Source organism: Polaromonas sp., from assembly GCF_018780625.1.
In the GTDB taxonomy this organism is placed as follows: domain Bacteria; phylum Pseudomonadota; class Gammaproteobacteria; order Burkholderiales; family Burkholderiaceae_C; genus Polaromonas.
The window spans coordinates 1-16,119 of sequence record NZ_JADMJK010000106.1; the positions used below are offsets into that span (position 1 = coordinate 1).

At 63.6% G+C, this 16,119-nt stretch carries 14 protein-coding genes, 2 tRNA genes and 2 pseudogenes; 9 read left to right on the forward strand and 9 right to left on the reverse strand.

From position 1 onward, the window contains the following. The 4 genes and pseudogenes from IV091_RS09480 to IV091_RS09495 all read right to left on the reverse strand — a co-directional run. Positions 1-235 (reverse strand): annotated as a pseudogene (locus IV091_RS09480) (branched-chain amino acid ABC transporter permease); the annotation flags it as partial. 94 nt (positions 236-329) lie between these two features. After that, positions 330-1,517 carry an ABC transporter substrate-binding protein gene (locus tag IV091_RS09485; RefSeq protein ID WP_293468031.1) on the reverse strand — a complete coding sequence of 396 codons (1,188 nt, stop codon included), beginning with the start codon at positions 1,515-1,517 and terminating at the stop codon, positions 330-332. Between the two features lie 161 nt (positions 1,518-1,678). Further along, the gene (locus IV091_RS09490; protein ID WP_293468033.1) at positions 1,679-3,256 is read right to left on the reverse strand and encodes a benzoate-CoA ligase family protein; all 1,578 of its coding nucleotides are present in this window, start codon (positions 3,254-3,256) and stop codon (positions 1,679-1,681) included. Between the two features lie 105 nt (positions 3,257-3,361). Next, entirely contained in the window at positions 3,362-3,853 is a 492-nt protein-coding gene (locus IV091_RS09495; RefSeq protein WP_293468035.1) for a flavodoxin domain-containing protein, read from the reverse strand. A 123-nt stretch (positions 3,854-3,976) separates the two neighbouring features. Between IV091_RS09495 and IV091_RS09500 the strand changes: the two genes are divergently transcribed. From IV091_RS09500 to IV091_RS09520, 5 genes are all read left to right on the forward strand, one after another. Then, complete coding sequence (locus IV091_RS09500; RefSeq protein ID WP_293468037.1) at positions 3,977-4,897, forward strand: helix-turn-helix transcriptional regulator; 921 nt, start codon at positions 3,977-3,979, stop codon at positions 4,895-4,897. Beyond that, on the forward strand, positions 4,894-6,597 hold the full coding sequence (boxC, locus tag IV091_RS09505) for a 2,3-epoxybenzoyl-CoA dihydrolase (protein ID WP_293468040.1): 1,704 nt from the start codon (positions 4,894-4,896) through the stop codon (positions 6,595-6,597). The genes IV091_RS09500 and boxC overlap by 4 nt, the downstream gene beginning before the upstream one ends. Before the next feature lie 9 nt (positions 6,598-6,606). Further along, positions 6,607-8,031 carry a benzoyl-CoA 2,3-epoxidase subunit BoxB gene (gene boxB / locus IV091_RS09510; RefSeq protein ID WP_293468043.1) on the forward strand — a complete coding sequence of 475 codons (1,425 nt, stop codon included), beginning with the start codon at positions 6,607-6,609 and terminating at the stop codon, positions 8,029-8,031. 76 nt (positions 8,032-8,107) lie between these two features. Further along, positions 8,108-8,184: transfer RNA gene (locus IV091_RS09515), tRNA-Pro, on the forward strand. A gap of 42 nt (positions 8,185-8,226) precedes the next feature. After that, positions 8,227-8,303, forward strand: a tRNA-Arg gene (locus tag IV091_RS09520). A 181-nt stretch (positions 8,304-8,484) separates the two neighbouring features. On the opposite strand, the gene IV091_RS09525 is transcribed toward IV091_RS09520, so the two are convergent. The 5 genes from IV091_RS09525 to IV091_RS09545 form a co-directional block, all read right to left on the reverse strand. Beyond that, a complete protein-coding gene (locus IV091_RS09525; RefSeq protein ID WP_293468045.1) occupies positions 8,485-9,513 on the reverse strand; it encodes an XdhC family protein in 1,029 nt (342 codons plus the stop codon). A 43-nt stretch (positions 9,514-9,556) separates the two neighbouring features. Next, positions 9,557-10,885: a TRAP transporter large permease subunit gene (locus IV091_RS09530; protein WP_293468048.1), complete on the reverse strand. Its 1,329-nt coding sequence runs from the start codon at positions 10,883-10,885 to the stop codon at positions 9,557-9,559. Next, complete coding sequence (locus IV091_RS09535; RefSeq protein ID WP_293468051.1) at positions 10,882-11,439, reverse strand: TRAP transporter small permease; 558 nt, start codon at positions 11,437-11,439, stop codon at positions 10,882-10,884. Before IV091_RS09535 ends, IV091_RS09530 begins: the two co-directional genes overlap by 4 nt. A gap of 92 nt (positions 11,440-11,531) precedes the next feature. Next, positions 11,532-12,602, reverse strand: coding sequence for a C4-dicarboxylate TRAP transporter substrate-binding protein (locus tag IV091_RS09540; RefSeq protein ID WP_293468054.1), 1,071 nt, complete (start codon positions 12,600-12,602; stop codon positions 11,532-11,534). A 67-nt stretch (positions 12,603-12,669) separates the two neighbouring features. After that, entirely contained in the window at positions 12,670-13,398 is a 729-nt protein-coding gene (locus IV091_RS09545) for a TetR/AcrR family transcriptional regulator (RefSeq protein ID WP_293468057.1), read from the reverse strand. 85 nt (positions 13,399-13,483) lie between these two features. On the opposite strand from IV091_RS09545, the gene IV091_RS09550 reads away from it, so the two are divergent. The 4 genes and pseudogenes from IV091_RS09550 to IV091_RS09565 all read left to right on the forward strand — a co-directional run. Beyond that, complete coding sequence (locus IV091_RS09550) at positions 13,484-14,137, forward strand: CoxG family protein (protein WP_293468060.1); 654 nt, start codon at positions 13,484-13,486, stop codon at positions 14,135-14,137. 10 nt (positions 14,138-14,147) lie between these two features. Next, positions 14,148-14,999 (forward strand): xanthine dehydrogenase family protein subunit M, encoded by an 852-nt coding sequence (locus tag IV091_RS09555; protein WP_293468062.1) that lies wholly within the window; start codon positions 14,148-14,150, stop codon positions 14,997-14,999. A 19-nt stretch (positions 15,000-15,018) separates the two neighbouring features. Next, complete coding sequence (locus IV091_RS09560) at positions 15,019-15,504, forward strand: (2Fe-2S)-binding protein (protein WP_293468064.1); 486 nt, start codon at positions 15,019-15,021, stop codon at positions 15,502-15,504. Then, positions 15,501-16,119: pseudogene (locus IV091_RS09565) on the forward strand (xanthine dehydrogenase family protein molybdopterin-binding subunit); the annotation flags it as partial. The gene IV091_RS09560 and the pseudogene IV091_RS09565, both read left to right, overlap by 4 nt.

Below are 16,119 nucleotides of genomic sequence, written 5' to 3' on the forward strand. Positions count from 1 at the left end.
CAAAGCCGAACGCCACCGCCAGCAGGGCGCCCACGATGATGGCCAGGCTCAGGCTACCCAGCAGACTGCTGAGCGACCAGGCCAGGTAGGCGCCCAGCATGTAAAAACTGCCGTGGGCCAGATTGACGACGCCCATGATGCCGAAGATCAGCGTGAGCCCGGCGGCCAGCATGAACAGCAGCAGGCCGTACTGCACGCCGTTGAGCAGCTGGATGAAAAAGTTGGCTGGATCCATCAATGTCCGTCAATGCTTGGGGGGTGGGGTCTTCAGGGCAAGGCAAAAATAAGGGAGGTTCAAGAACCTCCCCGTGGCTGGCATACCGGGCCGGTTAACCCATCTTGCAGCCCACGCCCGAATCGGCCAGCGCCTTGGCGGCCACGCCTATCACCTTGTTTTCGCCGTTTTCAACCACGCGCAGATAGATGTCCTGCACCGGGTTGTGCGCCTTGCTCATGGTCCACTTGCCGCGCGGGCTGTCGATGGTGGCGCCTTCCATGGCTTTGTAGAGGGCCGGTTTGCTGGCCAGGTCGCCCTTGACGGCGTTGGCGCCCTGGATCAGCAGCAGCCCGGTGTCGTAGCCCTGCACCGCATACACGTCGGGCTGGCTGCGAAAGGCCTTGGCGTAGTCGAGCCGGAATTTCTTGTTGCGCGGCGTGTCGAGCGAGTCGCTGTAGTGCATGGTGGTCACGATGCCGTCCGCGGCCGGGCCGGCGGCAGTCAGCACGCCCTCGGTCAGAAAACCCGAGCCGTACAGCGGAATCTTGCCCTTCAGGCCAGCGGCGGCATAGTCGCGAATGAACTTGGCGGCACCGCCGCCCGCAAAGAAGCAGGCCACGGCATCCGGCTTGAGGGCGGCAATTTCAGTCAGCAAGGCCTGGAATTCAACCTGCGGAAACGGCAGGCCAAGTTCCTTGACGATGGTGCCGCCCGCGGCGGTGTAGCTTTCCTTGAAGCCTTCAAAGGCTTCGTCGCCGGCGGCGTATTTCCAGGTGATCCAGACGGTTTTCTTGTGGCCTTTGGCCATCATGGCCTGGCCCAGGGCGCGGGTGGGCTGCGAATTGCTGAAGGAGGTGCGGAACACGTTGGGCGCGCACAGGCCGCGGGTGGCGGCGTGCACCCCGGCGTTGGGAATCAGGCTCAGCACGCCGCTGTCGCGCGCCACTTTCTGGATGCCCATCTGCACGCCCGAATGCACGGTGCCGACCAGCACGTCGACCTTGTCGCGCTGCACCAGCTTGCTGGCGTTTTCAATCGCCTTGGAGGGCTCGGACTCGTCGTCTACCTTGAAGTATTCGATCTCGCGCCCACCCAGCTTGCCGCCTTGCTCGTTGATGGCCATGCGAAAGCCGTTTTCAATGGCCACGCCAAGCTGCGCAAAGGTGCCGGTGTAGGGCAGCATGAAGCCCACGCGCAACTTGCCGGACTGGGCGCGAACCATTTCGGGCAGCAACAGGCCGGTGGAGGCGGCGCCGATAACGGCAGCGCTGCGGGTCAGAACGAGTCGGCGAGAGGTCATTGAAAAACTCCTGGTAAGGACTGGAAATGGTTTGGGGCCATGTTAAGGGCGCGGCGCAGCGGCGGCCCTAGTGTAAAACCCGAGATTGACTGCTAAATTATTCATGTTTAAAGCAATTGCCTGCGTCGTTTTTGAGGCGATGCGGCCCAAATGGCTGCCCGCTACCCGGTCTGGCGCAGTTTGAAACGTTGTATCTTGCCCGTCGCTGTTTTGGGTAACTCGTCCATGAAGGTGATCCAGCGCGGGTATTTATAGGGCGCCAGTTGCTCTTTGACATGCGCCTTGAGCTCGTCCGCCGTCGCCATGTGCCCGGGCTTGAGCACGACACAGGCCTTGGGCTTGACCAGCTGGTCGGCGTCGGGCACGCCGATCACGGCGACTTCCAGCACGGCCGGGTGCGTCATCAGGCTGGCTTCAACCTCGAACGGTGAAACATAGATGCCGCCGACCTTGAGCATGTCGTCGCTGCGTCCACCATAGGTGTAATAGCCGTCTGCGTCCCGCGTGTACTTGTCGCCGCTTCGGGTCCACTCGCCGACAAAGGTGGCCTTGGTTTTGGCGCGGTTGTTCCAGTACATCAGCGCGGCACTGGGGCCCTTGATCTGCAACTCGCCAATTTCGCCTGCGGCGCACGCGTGGCCGTCGTCGCCCACGATGCGCACCTCGTAACCGGGCACCGCCTGGCCGGTGGTGCCGTAGCGCACCCGGCCCGGGCGGTTGCTTAAAAAGATGTGCAGCATTTCCGTCGAGCCAATGCCATCGAGCACGTCGCAACCATAGTCGGCGCGCCATTTCCTGCCGATCCCGGCCGGCAGCGCCTCGCCCGCGCTGGTGCAGATGCGCAGATTGAGCGCCGACCTGTCCGGCCGCGCCGGGTCCGCCAGCAGGGCGGCATACAGCGTGGGCACGCCATAAAAAATAGTCGGCTGGTATTTTTGCAGCACGTCAAACACGGCAGCAGGCGTGGGCCGGGCCGGTAGCAGCACGGTGGTGGCACCTACGCTCATGGGAAAGGTCAGGGCGTTGCCCAGGCCGTAGGCAAAAAACAGCTTGGCGGCGGAATACACCACGTCTGACGCCTGGATGCCCAGCACGGCGCGGCCATACAGCTCGGCGGTCGGCATCAGGTGGCTGTGCAGGTGCACCGTGCCCTTGGGCATGCCGGTTGAGCCGCTCGAATACAGCCAGAAACAGGTCTCGTCGGCGCAGGTGGGCGCTATGTTTTTGGTCGCTGATGACGTCTGCACAGCCTGCGCCAGTGAGGTGTAAGGCAGCGATTCATCGCTGCCGGCCAGCCACACCGCGCGCAGCGTCTCGATGTTTCCGAGCAGTGGTTCAAACACCGGCAGCAGGGCCTGTGAAACGATCAGGCCCTGGGCGCGCGAGTCCCGCAGCATGAACTCGAACTCTGCCGTGGTCAGCAAGGTATTGGCGGCCACGGGCACCACGCCAGCCAAAATGCAGCCCAAAAATGCCACAGGCCACTCGGGCGTGTCGAGTATGGCCAGCATGACGCGGCTTTCAGGCGCGAAACCCTGGGCGCGCAAGGCATTGGCAAAGCGCTGCGCCTGCTCGGCCAGCGCGCCGTAAGTGAGCTGCTCGCCGCTGAGCGCATCAATGAAGGCCACCTTATCGGGGTGCGCCGCATTGCGCGCCAGCAGATCGTGGGCCGCGTTGTAGTCACGCGGAATGGTCACCACGGGTGGATTCGCCGAGTGATCGGTGCGGCTCAGTTGCATGCTTGTCTCCAGTTTTTCTTGAAACGCTATTATTGTTATAGCTAGTGATGCCCGTGACTAAATGGCTAAATGCCGTTTTTTCTTGAATATATAAAGAGGGGTGATTCAGGCTGTAGCGGCGCTTTGCGCGATGCCCGCCAGTGCGCTGGCAAGCCATTGGCGGCACCATTCGGCGCCTTCGGTTTCTGGCAGCGTGCCGCTGCTGGCGTCGTGGCACCAGACCTCGCCGATGCGCTGGGCGCCCAGGTCTTGCAGGCGCTCGTCAAACTTCTTGCCGCCAAAACAAAATGTCTGCAGGTAGGTGCGGTCCCCCAGCGCAATCACGCCGTAACGCACATGGCCCAAAAACTGCGGCTGCTCGGCCAGCGACTCGTACAGTGCCCGCGCATTGTCGGGAACGTCACCCGAGCCGTAGGTGGAGCTGCAAATGAGATAAATTGCATCTTTGGCATGGGCTGCGTCGAAGACGCTGATGTCCAGGTCGTCCATCATCGTGATCTCAATGCTGCTGACCAGGTCGGCGCAATCCATTTGAATCGCCTGCGCCACATAGTCTGCGGTGCTGGTCATGGTGCCCACCAGGATTTTGAGCTTCATCAAAAATTCTCCAGAAAATATGCAATAAACTGCTTGCTGTTTAATTAAACTGAAGCATACTGCAATTTTGCAGCCAATCGCTGCAATACATCCTCAGTGCAATCCATTTAAAACAGGCGCTTCTTGGAAACTTTAGCCGAACAGGAATCAAAGGTAACGATGAGCGAGTTGGGCGCCCGGGTGCGCGCCTGGCGGGCTCGCCGCGGCGTGACGCGCAAGGCGCTGGCCGCTGACTCGGGCCTGAGCGAGCGGTTTTTGGCCGATGTGGAGTCGGGCAAGGGCAATGTTTCAATCAACTCGCTGCAAGCCGTTGCCCGCGCACTGCATATTTCGCTGCTGGAGTTGCTGCAAGACGCCGTGCGCCCAGCGCTGACACGGGTCCAGGGCCTGCTGTTGCGCCTGGACGACACGCAACTGGACCAGGCCTACAGCCTGCTGGGCAGCACCTTTGGCCTGAACGACGCCATGGGCCGCGAGCAGCGGGTGGCGCTGATCGGCCTGCGGGGCGCCGGAAAGTCCACCCTGGGCAGCCAGCTGGCCGCCGCGCGGGGTGTGCCGTTCATTGAACTGGACCGCGAGATTGAGCGCGAGGCCGGCACCAGCATGAATGAAATCTTGCTGCTGCACGGCCAGGCCGGCTACCGGCGCTACGAGCGGCGCGCACTGTTCCGGATTGCCGAGGAGCATCCGGGCGGCGTGGTCATGACTACGGGCGGCAGCATTGTAAGCGAGCGCGAGACCTTTGACCTGTTGCAAAGCCGGTTTTACTGCGTCTGGCTCAAGGCTAGCCCCGAAGAGCACATGGGCCGCGTGGTGGCCCAAGGCGACATGCGGCCTTTTGACGCCACGCGCGGCGCCACCCACGAGGCCCTGGAAGATATCCGGCGCATTCTGGCCAGCCGCGAAGCGCTTTATGCCCGCGCGGACGCCGTGGTGGACACCGCCGCACGCACGCTGAAACAAAGCCTGAGGGACCTGGAGCGCGCGGTCCCTTCAATGAACACCACCAGCCCGGCCAAGCGGCCCACCAAGGAAACCCCATGAATGCCATGACAGAGCCTCTTTTGTTCAAACAGGTCATTGACGGCCAGGAGCGCGAGTTGGTGCGCTTTGCCACCCACCCCGGCAAATACCAGCACTGGACGCTCCATGTGGAGGGCGACGTCGCCCGGCTCAAGCTCGACATCAACGAAGACGGCGGCATCCGCCCGGGCTACAAGCTCAAGCTCAACAGCTACGACCTGGGGGTGGACATTGAACTGCACGACGCGATCAACCGCATCCGGTTTGAACACCCGGCTGTCAAGGTCGTGGTGTTTGAAAGCGGCAAGGAAAAAATCTGGTGTTCGGGCGCCAACATCTACATGCTGGGGCTGTCGACCCATGGCTGGAAGGTGAATTTTTGCAAGTTCACCAACGAAACCCGCAACGGCCTGGAAGACTCGTCCCGCCACGATGGCCTGAAAACCCTGGCCGCCGTCACGGGCGCCTGCGCTGGAGGCGGCTACGAACTGGCGCTGGCATGCGACCGCATTGTGATGGTCGATGACCGCAGCTCAACCGTGAGTTTGCCCGAAGTGCCGCTGCTGGGCGTGCTGCCCGGCACCGGGGGGTTGACCCGCATCACCGACAAGCGCAAGGTGCGCCGCGACCTGGCCGACATCTTTTGCACCACCTCCGAGGGCGTGCGCGCGGACCGCGCCAAGGACTGGAAGCTGATAGACGGCTACGCCACGCCGCAGCAGTTCAGTATCTTGCTTGCTACAGAAATAGAAGCGCTTCGCGTCCAGTCGACAAGGGCTGCAGGCTCAAAAGGCATTGAATTGACGGCCTTGAATGCGGTCATTGACGACACCGGCTACCACTACAGCGTGGTCGATGTGCTGGTGGAGCGCGACAAACGCATCGCCACGCTCACCATCAAGGCGCCAGTGGTAGCGATTGAATCGACCCCGCAGGGCATAGAGGCGGCCGGCGCCAACTGGTATCCGCTGACGCTGCAGCGCGAGCTCGACGACGCCATTTTGAACCTGCGCACCAACGAGCTGGAGGTCGGCACCTGGGTCATACGGACCCAGGGCGACGCGGCGCTTGTCATCCACATGGACGAGGTTCTGGCCGCCCTGAAAGACCACTGGCTGGTCAAGGAGACCACAGGCGCGCTGCGCCGCACGCTGGCGCGGCTGGACGTGACCAGCCGGTCGCTGATTGCGCTGGTCGATGCTGGTTCGTGCTTTGCGGGCACTTTGTATGAACTGGCGCTGGCCTGCGACCGCATTTATATGCTGGACTTGCCAGACGCACCCGACAGCGCGCCCGCACTGCAACTGAGCGCCGCCAATTTTGGCTGGTTCCCGGCCGTCAATGGCTTGAGCCGGCTGCAGACGCGGTTTTATGACGATGAAGCCACCATCCAGCAATTGAAAGCGCTCGGCACCGGCGCGATGCATGCCGGCCAGGCCTTGGCGCTGGGCCTGGTGACGGTAAGCCCCGACGACATCGACTGGGACGACGAGATTCGCATGCTGCTGGAAGAACGCGCCAGCCTGTCGCCGGACGCACTGACGGGCATGGAGGCGTCGCTGCGCTTTCCCGGCAAGGAAACCATGGAAACCCGGGTGTTTGGCCGGCTGTCCGCCTGGCAAAACTGGATTTTCATCCGCCCCAATGCGGTGGGGGAAGAGGGCGCCTTGAAGCTCTTTGGCACCGGCAAAAAGGCCAGGTTCGACTGGAAACGGATTTAAGGAAACACCATGAGCAACATCGATCTTCAAGCGCTTATTCCCAACAACGTCCAGCTCGGCGAAAACCGCCAGTTGCAGCGCGCACTGGAGCACTGGCAGCCGGCCTTTCTCAACTGGTGGGAGGAAATGGGCCCCAGCGACTTCAAGGCCAACGACGTCTACCTGCGCACCGCCGTGGGCGTGGATGCGTCAGGCTGGGCCAGCTACGGCTACACCCCCATGCCTGATTACCGCTGGGGCATTTTCATGGCTGACAAGGAAGAGGGTCGAAAAATCGGCTTTGGCGACCACAAGGGCGAAGACGTCTGGCAGGAAGTGCCCGGCGAATACCGCAGCGCGTTTCGCCGCCTGATCGTCACGCAGGGCGACACCGAGCCCGCGTCCGTCGAGCAGCAGCGCCTGCTGGGCCACACTGCGCCGTCGCTGTATGACCTGCGCAACCTGTTCCAGGTCAACGTCGAAGAAGGCCGCCACCTCTGGGCCATGGTCTATTTGCTGCACGCGCATTTTGGCCGCGATGGGCGCGAAGAGGCCGAGGAACTGCTCAAGCGCCACAGCGGCGACGCCGACAAGCCGCGCATTCTGGGCACCTTCAACGAGCCCATGGACAACTGGCTGAGCTTTTTCATGTTTACTTATTTCACCGACCGCGACGGCAAGTTCCAGCTCAAAAGCTTTGCCGAAAGCGCTTTTGACCCGCTGGCCCGCACCACGCGTTTCATGCTGACGGAGGAAGCGCACCACATGTTTGTGGGCGAAACCGGCATTGGCCGCGTCATACGGCGCACGCTGGAAGTAATGAAGCAACTGGACACCGACGATGTTGCCACCCTGCGCCAGGCTGGCGTGATCGATCTGCCCACGGTCCAGAAATTCATGAACTTCTGGTTCACGTCGTCGCTTGACCTGTTCGGCTCCGAAGCCTCCAGCAACGCCGCCAACTACTTCGGCAACGGCATCAAAGGCCGTCCAGACGAAGCCAAATTTGCCGACCACGTCGAGCGCGATACTGAAATGAGCATTCAGGTGCCAGACGGCAAGGGCGGCATGAAGAGCGAAACCATTTCCACGCGCAACGGCATGAACGAGATCACCCGCCTGGAATACGTGAAAGACTGCAATGTGGGCGTGACACGCTGGAACATGGGTATCAAGCGCGCCGGTATCAATTTTGAGTTGTCGCTGCCATCCACCCGCTTCCGGCGTTCGGTGGGCGTATGGGCCGGCAGCCACACCGACCCGCTGGGCCAGCCGATCAGCGCGGCTGAGTTTGAAGCCAAAAAAGACGACTGGCTGCCGACCGATGCGGACAAAACCTTCATCCACAGCCTGATGCAGCGCGTCACCGAGCCCGGCAAAATGGCCGGCTGGATTGCCCCGCCAGACCGCGGCATCAACGCCAATGCAATCGAGTATGAATACGTCAAACTCTGACGCCTCGCCAGCACGCAATAAAAAATGAGGCGCACCCTCAAAATCCGGCCTTCTGCGCGTTATAATTTATGCATGGCGGAGTGTGGCGCAGCCTGGTAGCGCACCTGGTTTGGGACCAGGGGGTCCAAGGTTCGAATCCTTGTACTCCGACCATAATTATTTTAAAAAAGCTCACTATGTGGGCTTTTTTTATATCTGTCCGTAGCTCAGTTGGATAGAGCATCAGCCTTCTAAGCTGAGGGTCGTGGGTTCGATCCCCTCCGGGCAGACCAATTCGACACTTGACGTCAAAACCCATCCAAACCCGCATGACGATTGGCTCAGCGCCATGAGAGACTGGTTGCCCCAAGGCCACCTGGCCTGGCTCTCAACGACACCGTAGCCAGCCTGCTACTCGTTGCCTTCGTATGCCGAGTCCGCCTATCGCGACCATCCTGGAAAATCAAGGCTGGGTCATGCTGTTTTGATGGTGTCCGTTTCCTTGGCAGCTTCGACGGCCATGGAAGGCGGGAGGGGCACGCCATTCTTCACCGCCAGCACTTCGGCCATCACGCTGACTGCAATCTCTGGCGGCGTCTTGCTGCCGATGTAAATGCCGATGGGACCGCGCAAGTGCGCCAGGCTGGCCTCGGTCTGTTCGAAGTGCTCGATCAGCCGCGCCCTGCGCGCCTGGTTGTTGCGCCGTGAGCCGATGGCGCCTACATAGAAGGCGTCGCTGCCCAGCGCTTCGAGCAGGGCCAGATCGTCCAGCTTTGGGTCGTGCGTGAGCGCGATCACGCAGCTGCGGCGGTCGACCTGGAACGCGCGCACCACGTCGTCTGGCATGCCGGTCAGCAAGGTGACGCCAGCCACCGACCAGCTGTTGCGGTATTCCTCGCGCGGGTCGCACACCGTGACTGCGAAACCGCTGAATAGTGCCATGGTGGCCAGGTATTCGGTAAGCTGGCCAGCGCCTATGAGCAGCATGCGGTATTCGGGCCCGAAGGTGTTGTGTAGCCATTTCCCGTCGTCTACCAGTGGGGCGGGCGGGACCACCGGGTGCAGGCTGACGCGCCCGGTGGCAAGCTCGGTGCGGCGCTGCACTAGGTGGCCCTGCGCCAGCGCGTCGATCAGGGTCTTGAGCAGGCTTGGGTCGGGGTTGAATTCGAGCACCAGCTCCAGGGTGCCGCCGCACGGAAGGCCGAAGCGGTGGGCTTCATCTGCCGACACGCCGTAGACCAGCCGCTCGGGCGGGCCTTTGGGAATGTCATGGGTGACACCGTCCCTTGTAGTGGCGTGGCTGTAGCGGTAGATCAGATCATCCTCGATGCAGCCACCCGACACCGATCCGACCACCGCACCACTTTCGCACAGGGCCATGGTGGAGCCCACGGGGCGCGGTGACGAACCCCAGGTACGAACGACGGTGGCCAGCAGCGCGCTCTGGCCGGCAGCGCGCCAGCCATGCAGGGTGCGCAGGACGGTAAGGTCGAGATTTTCCATGGTGTGTCGTCTGCTTTTGTTGCGGAGCGGGTCAGCTGGCGCCTCAGGTCAAGGCCAGCACCATGGACGGGAAGCTGGCGATCAGCAGCAACACGAGCAGCATCACGCCCACGTAGGGCAGCGAGCCGGCGAAGATGCTTTCCACAGAGACCTTGGGGTCGTTGAGGGTGGACTTGACCGTGAACACCGAGATGCCGAAAGGCGGGGTGAGCAGGCCGATTTCCACCGCGATGACGGTGATGATGCCGAAGTGGACCAGGTTGAAGCCAAGGCTGGCCGCGATCGGCACGGCCACCGGTGTCATGATCAGCAGGATGGAGCTGGAGTCCAGGATCATGCCGAGCAGCAGCAGGATCAGCACGTACAGCAGCAGGAAGCCGTAGGGGCCCAGGCCGGCGGCCTGCACGACCTCGCTGATCGCCACCGGCACGCCCGCCACCGACAGCATGCGGCTGTAGAAGCCCGCAGCCACCAGCAAGATCAGGATGCCGACCGACACCGCGCCGGTTTCGGTGAGCACGCGCCACAGGTTGCCGCCGCCGAGCTTGCGCCGCACGATGGCGATGACGAAGGCACCAAAGGCCCCAACGCCACCGGCTTCGGTGGGCGTGAAGAAACCGGAGTACAGGCCACCGAGCACCAGGGCCACCAGCGCGGCAATGGGAACCAGCTTGGACAGCATCTCGGCGGTGGTGAGCAGGCGGGCGGTGCTGCGCTCGGCAGCCATCTCGGCCTGGCGCTTGAGGTCGAACACCAGGCCAGGCGTGAACCGGGCCATCAGCATGATCATGATGGCGAAGGCTGCCGCCATCACGAAGCCGGGGATGATGCCTGCGATGAACAGGGTGCCGATGGACTGTTCGGCCAGCACGCCGTAGATGATGAGCAGCAGGCTCGGCGGAATCATCATGCCCAGCACCGAACTGCCGGCCACCGTGCCGGCGGCGAAGCTGGTGCGGTAGCCGTGGTGGACCATTTCGGGCACTGCCACGCGGGTGAACACCGCCGCCGAGGCGATGGACACGCCGGTGACGGCGGCAAACACGGTGTTGGCCGCCACGGTGGCCACACCCAGGCCGCCGCGCACGCGCCGCAGCAGGCTTTCGGCCACATCGAAGGTGTCCTTGCCGACGTTGGAGATCGAGACCAGCAGGCCCATCAGCACAAAGAGCGGGATGGTGGCAAAGATGTAGTCGGCCACGCCGTTGTAGGCGGAGAGGTACAACAGGCGCATGGCCATGTCGACGTCTTCGCGGATGAGCCAGATGCCGGTAAAGCCGACGGCGGTCAGCGCTACGGCAATGTGCAAACCGAACAGCACGAGAAAAACGAGGGCTCCGATCAGGAGTCCGCCCATGGCCAGTTCGCTCATGCGTGTGCTCCGGTGAAAGGTTGCTGGCGCAGCAGCGAGGGGATGCACGCCAGGTAGGCCAGGGCAGCGGCGATGGCGCCCAGTACGATGAGTGCCCGGAACGGCCAGGTGACCACTGTGAATACCCCTTGAACGCCGAAGTATTCCTTGATTCGCATGGCTTCCGTGAGCTCGGGCCAGGAGATGAAGGCCAGTGCGAAAAAGAGCAACGCGCCGACGACGACATTGAACACCTCAAGCACCTTGACGACGCCCGATGAACGCTTGCCTATGATGCGCAGCAGGAAGTCGCTGCGCGTCATGCGGCCGGAGCAGACGGCCGCAGCCAGTTGCAGGAAGACGATGGAGCCCACCGAGCGGGCAGCAAATTCAGCCACGCCGGTGATGGGCGAATCGAAGAAATTGCGGCCCAGCACGTCGGCCACGATCAGCAGCATCATGAGAAAAATCCACACCGTGCCCACAGCGGCCAGCACGTTGGCCACCCCCTGAAGGGGATTGGTCAGACCTGCGACGGCAGGGGTTTCGCTGGCGAAATCGGGTTCGTTGTGCAAGGTTCACCTGTGAAAGCTTGGGAAAATGCCACCCGGCTGCGCTGCGCCGGGTGGAGAGGGTGGAGAGGGTGGAGAGCGTGGGTCGAGGTCGATCAGCGGTTTTGCTGGTCCCAGTCGCGCAGGGGCTTCACGCCACGGGCGCGCAGTTCGTCGAAGTAGGCCTTGAGCACCTGCTTGCCCGCCTCACCCGTCCCTTTCAGCCAGGGCGCCACGATGTTGGGCAGGCTGTTGACCCACTTGGCCTTCTCGGCCTGGGGCAGGTCGGTGATCTGCAGGCCAGCGGCCTTCATGGTGTCGAGCGCGGCGTTGGCGGTCTTGGTCACGTGCTTGCCATGGGCCACCGAGGTGGCCTTGCCGGCCTTGAGCATGGCGTCCTGCACTTCCTTCGGCATGCCGTCGAAGACCTTCTTGTTCACGGCCACACTGCCGAAGTACATGGCGCCGATGTCGACGCGCGTCAGGTGCTTGGCCACCTCGTACACGCGGGCCGGACCGATGCCGCTGGCAAATGACAGGGCGCCATCGGTCACGCCGGTCTGGATGTTGGTGTAGTAAGTGGTCAACGCGCCATCCACCGGGGTGGCGCCGGTCTCGCGCAACCAGTTGGCCGAGGTGCCAGGCGCGTTGATGCGCTTGTTCTTCAGGCTGGCCATGTCCTTGACCGGGAAGGTGGCGTAGATGTCGTAGCTGTCGGTGATCAGCGAGGACAGCGGCACCATGTTCTGCGCGGCCCAGCTGTCGCGCAGGGCGGGCACGCTGGCGTTGAGCTTGTCGAAGATCTCGATGAGTTGTTCGTGGTTGGTGGTGGCGAACGGGGTGAAGTAGGTCACGTTCTGCAGCGGCATGGCGGAGTTCTCCCACACCGTGCCGACCATGCCCACGTCCACGATGCCGTCGCGCACGGCGGCGCGCGTGTCGGTGAACTTGTAGAGCGTGCCGCCGTAGTTCTCGCGCCAGCGCACTTCGTATTTCGCACCGCCTTCCTTCAGGAGGCGGTCCACCTCGGGCTGGAACACTTCCTTCATGGCGAAGGCCCAGATGTTGGTGGTGGGGTGGCTGGAGCCGATGTTGACCGTGACGCGCTGCTGCGCGATGGCGGATCCGGCAGTCATCGTGGCGCCGATGGCGACCAGGGTCGCGATGACGATTTTCTTGAGCTTCATATTGTCTCCTCGGTGGGTTTCATGGCTGACAGTGCAGCCGGGTTGGCTTCATCAAAAAAAAGGTGGGTCAGCGTCTTGCCGGGCGCTTGCGCGCGCTGGCGGCGGTCTCGGCAAATAACGCGCGGCTGGCCAGCAGGTAAGCGCGCACGCGGTCGCGCACCAGGGCTTCGCCGTAGCCCTCATGGGCGCTCTCGCTGTAGACGTCCTGCGCGTAGATCCAGCGCCGCATGGCGATGTAGAAGAAGCCGCCGTGCAGGCCCATGAGCAGCTCCATCTCGCGCTCGCTGGCCTTGGCGCGGCTGGCCATGCCGCGAAAGCGGCGCGTCTCGCGGATCAGGCGCGGGAACAGCCGGGCCCGCAACAAGGCAAAGAAACGGTCGGTGATGGTGTGGTCGGTCAGGCCCGCGAACACCAGGATGCGCACGAACTCCTTCGAGAGCGTGATGGTCACGTACTCCAGGTAGAAGGCGGTGAGCTTGTCTTCCACCGGCATGTCAGGGTCGTCGAGCAGCGCATCCCACTCGGGGCGCCAGCGGCCTTCAAACACCTCGAGGTAGACGCGGTCGACCAGCGCCTGCTTGGTGGGGAAGTAATGGTAGAGCAGCGCGTGCGTCACGCCGATGCTCTTGGCCAGGTCGCGCAGCTGGCCGCCAAAGCCGTGCACCGCAAAGAACTGGATCGCACCGTCCAGGATCTGGCGCTCGCGCTCGGCCACACCCATGCGCCGGCGTGCCGGGGCTTCGAGCGCTTGCGGAAGGGCTTCTGGCACCGTATCAGGGTTTGTCTGGATGCGCACGCTATTTACCTGCGAGTCAATGATTTGTACCATTGTTAACCGACTGGTAAACAAAAACACCCGTGAAAACCCGAGGATTAAAGGCATGGAATTAACTGGAGACATCCTGATCGGCGCACCGCGCGAGAAGGTCTGGACTGGGCTCAATGACCCCGAAATCCTGATGCGCTGCATTCCCGGCTGCGAAAGCATGGAGGCCACCAGCCCGACCGAGCGCACCGCGCGCGTGGCGGTGAAGGTGGGCCCCGTTCGCGCCCGCTTCGTGGGCCATGTGCGCATGGAAGACATCCGCCCCAACGAAGGCTGCGTGCTGCGCTTTCAAGGCTCGGGCGGCGCGGCCGGCATGGCCAAGGGCCACTCGAATGTGGAGCTCACCGACGAAGCTGGCGGCACGCGTTTGCGCTACACAGCACAGGCCGCCATCGGCGGCAAGCTGGGCCAGGTGGGGGGCCGCATGATCGACGCCGCGTCCAAACAGATGGCGGACCAGTTCTTCACGGCGTTCAACGAACAGATGGTGGGCGTGCCGGTGACCGAGCCTGAGCCGATACAGCCTGCCGAGATCTCGGCTGCGGCCGCGCCAGGCACCGCCGCTGCGGCGCCGTCCACCTTCGTGCCGCGTTCCATCCAGGCACCGCAGCCTGCCGTCAGCGGCGAAGGCGTGCGCGTGCTGTGGTTCGTGCTGGGTGCCCTGTCCACCGGCTTCGGCGTGTGGATCGCCTCTTTGTTGACTTCCTGAGGACTGCCCCATGAAAGCCGCTGCCTTTGACTACGTCAAACCCGCCTCGATCGACCAGGTGCTCGCGCTGCTGCAGGAGCACGGCGACGACGCCCGCCTGCTGGCCGGTGGCCAGACGCTGATGGCCACCCTGAACATGCGCCTGTCTGAACCGCAGCTGGTGATCGACATCACCGGCATCGAATCCTTGCGCGGCATCAGCGTGCAGGGCCAGGTGCTGCGCATCGGCGCGCTGGCCACGCACACCGACATCGAGTGCAGCCCCTTGGTGGCGCGCCACGCACCGCTGCTCAAGGCGGCTGCGCCCCACATCGCGCACCGGGCCATCCGCAACAGCGGCACCTGGGGCGGCTCCATTGCCTACGCCGACCCGGCGGCCGAGTGGCCCACCTGCCTGCTGGCGCTGGGCGGCACCGTGATCGCGCGCGGCCCCCGGGGCGAGCGCCGCATCGCAGCCGATGACTTCTTCACCGGCCTCTACAGCACCGCGCTGCAGCCCGACGAGCTGCTGGCCGCCTGCGAGATACCGCTGGCGGGTGCCGACCACTGGTTTGGCTTCAGCGAACTGGCACGCCGCCACGGCGACTACGCCATCGTGGGCATGGCCGCCACGGCCCGGCGCGACGGCGCGGCGCTGCGCGACTTGCGCATCGTGCTGCTGGGTGTGGACGCCACGCCGGTGCGCGCCCGCCAGACCGAGGCGCTGCTGGAAGGCCGGGTGCCGGACCTGGCCACCGTGACCCAGGCCGTGGCAAGCCTGCGCAGCGAGATCGACCCGCTGCCCGACCTGACCAACACCCCCGACACCAAACGCCACCTGGCCGGTGTGCTGCTGCAGCGCATGCTGCCCACCAGCACCTGAGCCCATCCAAGGAACATTCATGGCAGACCTGTACCCGATCAAAGTCACCGTCAACGGCAAGCCCCACCAGTGCAGCGTGCAGCCCCGCACCCACCTGGTGGATTTCCTGCGTGAAGACCTGGGCCTCAAAGGCAGCCACCTCGGCTGCGAACACGGCGTGTGCGGTGCCTGCACCGTCGAGCTCAACGGCCAGATTGTGCGCGGCTGCCTCACCCTGGCCGTGCAGGCCGACGGCGGCAGCGTGCAGACCATCGAGGGAGTGAGCCAGTCCGGCGTGATCCGTGACCTGCAGGAAGCCTTTGTGCGGCGCAACGCGCTGCAGTGCGGCTTTTGCACGTCGGGCATGTTGATGGCGGCCAAGGAGCTGGTCGAGCAGATGCCTGGTGCCAACCGCGCCGAGGTGCGCGACTGGATTTCGGGCAACTACTGCCGCTGCACCGGCTACCACGCCATCGTGGACGCGATCTGCGACGTGCTGCAACAACGCAAGGAGGCCACCGCATGAAGCGCGACACTGTCAACCTCGAACCCGGCATCGACCACGCCAAGCCGCTGACCCCGGTCAACGACGACCAGCGCTACATCGGCGCATCGGTGCCGCGCGGCGGCATCGAGCGCCTGACCCAGGGCCTGGGCCAGTACGTAGACGACATCGAGTTGCCGCGCATGGCCCATGTGGTCTTCTGGCGCAGCCCGATCGCGCACATGCGCATCAAGTCGGTCAACGCCGACTTTGCCCGCGCCATGCCCGGCGTGCTGCTGGTGGCGGATGGGCAGGACCTGGCCAAAGTCTGCAAACCCTGGGTGGCAACGCTGGAACACCTGGCGGGCATGAAATCGGCGCCGCAATACCCGCTGGCGCTAGACCGCGCCTGCTGGCAGGGCGAACCGGTAGTGGCGGTGGTGGCTGAAACCCGCGCCGAGGCCGAGGACGCGCTGGCTTACGTGCAGGTGGACTGGGAAGAGCTGCCCGCCGCCACCGACATGCTCACCGCGCTGGACCCCGCCACGCCACTGATCCACCCCGAGCTGGGCGACAACCTGTGTTTCACCCGCAGCCTGAACGTGGGGGACGTGGACGAGACCTTTGCCAGGGCCGAGGTGGTGGCCGAGATCGATT

Coding starts and splice junctions, on each gene's coding strand:
- IV091_RS09525 (WP_293468045.1), bottom strand. CDS start 9,513: ATGGAAAATCTCGACCTTACCGTCCTGCGCACCCTGCATGGCTGGCGC.
- boxC (WP_293468040.1), top strand. CDS start 4,894: ATGAATGCCATGACAGAGCCTCTTTTGTTCAAACAGGTCATTGACGGC.
- boxB (WP_293468043.1), top strand. CDS start 6,607: ATGAGCAACATCGATCTTCAAGCGCTTATTCCCAACAACGTCCAGCTC.
- IV091_RS09550 (WP_293468060.1), top strand. CDS start 13,484: ATGGAATTAACTGGAGACATCCTGATCGGCGCACCGCGCGAGAAGGTC.
- IV091_RS09560 (WP_293468064.1), top strand. CDS start 15,019: ATGGCAGACCTGTACCCGATCAAAGTCACCGTCAACGGCAAGCCCCAC.
- IV091_RS09530 (WP_293468048.1), bottom strand. CDS start 10,885: ATGAGCGAACTGGCCATGGGCGGACTCCTGATCGGAGCCCTCGTTTTT.
- IV091_RS09485 (WP_293468031.1), bottom strand. CDS start 1,517: ATGACCTCTCGCCGACTCGTTCTGACCCGCAGCGCTGCCGTTATCGGC.
- IV091_RS09490 (WP_293468033.1), bottom strand. CDS start 3,256: ATGCAACTGAGCCGCACCGATCACTCGGCGAATCCACCCGTGGTGACC.
- IV091_RS09555 (WP_293468062.1), top strand. CDS start 14,148: ATGAAAGCCGCTGCCTTTGACTACGTCAAACCCGCCTCGATCGACCAG.
- IV091_RS09495 (WP_293468035.1), bottom strand. CDS start 3,853: ATGAAGCTCAAAATCCTGGTGGGCACCATGACCAGCACCGCAGACTAT.
- IV091_RS09540 (WP_293468054.1), bottom strand. CDS start 12,602: ATGAAGCTCAAGAAAATCGTCATCGCGACCCTGGTCGCCATCGGCGCC.